General features: G+C 62.8%; 1 pseudogene. It reads right to left on the reverse strand.

The window, feature by feature from the left end:
- Window positions 1–1,934 (reverse strand): annotated as a pseudogene (locus ABE459_RS25930) (hypothetical protein); the annotation flags it as partial.

Raw genomic sequence — 1,934 nt, forward strand, 5'->3', positions numbered from 1 at the left:
GAATGGGTCAAGGTCATGGTCTTCTGCCGTGACTCCTCCGGGCTGCCGCCGTCCTTGTGGTCCCAGCCGGTCACGGTCTGGAAGGTCGTCAGCACTGGCTCGTCATCGAGCAACTTGCGCTGCAGAGGCTTGATCCTGCCTTGCAGCGCCTTGACGTGCGCCGGGAGAACCCGCGGTGCGCTGACGCGCTTGCCCGGTGCCTCCTCGCAGTCATAGCAGTAGGCGGTGACGGTGGGCTTGCCGTTGAGGGTGACGGTTTCGGACTCTAACCTGCCATGGGTCTGGGGCTGGGAGGGCGTATCGAAATAGGCGTAATCGGTCGCCTGTACCCCATCGCCCGATTCGGTCTCACTCAGCGACAGCACCTCGCGCTTGATCCGGTGCCAGGATTTCGGCCCGTTACCGGGCAGCGCAGCGGCCTTCTCGTAGCTGTAGTGCTGGTACAGCGTCGGCGCATCCTTGTGCGCGGCGGTAGGGTCGGGAATGCGTGCGGTGCGTTTCAGGCGTGGCGTGAAGTAGTTGGGGTCGCGCGGATCGGCGCCCTCGCCGCCGGTCGGATGCCACTCGTAGGCCGTGGTCAGGCCAAGCACCGGCTTGTCGATGCGTGGATCGCCATGCACCTGAGCCTCGCTCTGCAAGTTGCCGTCAGGCTTGTACTGGCGGATGTCCCCTTCGAGGTAAGGCATGCCGGAGTTGCGCTTCCAGGTGCGCGTGGTGATCCCCGGCAACTGGCAATAGGCAGGGTCCTCATGGAAATAACCGCCGTTGCTGTAATACGCCGTTTCAGTCATTTCGGTGGAGGTGACCTGGGTATTGGTGTCGGTGTGCGTGGTCTCCTCGCGGACCAGCAGGTGGAAACGGTTGTACTCGCGCTCGACCTTGTGCTCCTCGCCCTGCTTTGTGCGTGTCTCGGTCGAGCCGTAGGCGTAGGTACCCACCGAACTGAACAGGTAGTCCAGGCCATAGTCCGGCTTGCTGTGGCTCAGATTGGCGCCCAGGAAGTTATTGCCCGCCCTGTATCCAGCGCCCTTGCTCAGCGCGTAGGCATAGACCATGGTCAAGGTGTCGTGCTGCCCACTGCTGGGTTTGATGACATGCCGCAAGACCCGGGGCAGGAAACCGCCCCCGGCTTGGTCGGGGACGCGATGATGATCGCTGGCAACGCGGCTGTGGGTGATGACCTCATTGGCGCCGATGGGCGTATCCACTTCCTTGATGACGTGTAATTTTTCGATCTCCTCATACTGGTAACGCCAGGACGCCGCCTCCGTGGTGGGCAGCACCACGCGGCTCACGCGCTTGAGGGCGTCCAGCTGCAGATGGTAGGTGGCCTTGGCGTTGCCGCTGTCGTTGGGGTTGAGGTGGATGTCGAGGCCATCGGTCTGGCGGTCGATTCGCAGCACGACCTTGTCGTTGTGATCCTTGATCAGCGCCAGACGGGGGTGGATCTTGTTGTCTTTGTCCCTGAACTGCAGGTATTCAAGCTTGAGCACGTGGCCTTTGTCACCATAGACCTCTTGCGGCAGGGCCAGATCACTGCCGGGCTGCTTGACCAGGCGTTCTACCAGGCCCGAGCGGTGTACCAGGCGGTAGTTACCGCCACCCTCGTCGAAAAGCCGGAAGTCATCGATTTTCTGCTCGCGCATCAATAACCGGCTGCCCTCCGAGCCGGTGCGGCGGAAGCTGCCGCCGCTGTGCGCCGAGACGACCTGGGTGGCGGTGTCGTACTGCGACAGCTGCAGGTTCCAGCCGAGCCCGTAACCGGAGTCGAACGGGTTGAGGGGGCTGAAGAACAGCGCCAGGGGCAGGTCGGGGCCTTGCAGAGCATTGACCTTGGCCTCGAGCAGGCTGATGGAAACCGTGTACTGGCCCGTGCGCGGGTCGACACCGCCTTGCAGATAGCCCATGAAGTTGAAGGCGTTGGAATGCAGCGA

This window comes from Pseudomonas sp. TWI923, from assembly GCF_039673365.1.
GTDB classification, from domain to species: domain Bacteria; phylum Pseudomonadota; class Gammaproteobacteria; order Pseudomonadales; family Pseudomonadaceae; genus Aquipseudomonas; species Aquipseudomonas sichuanensis.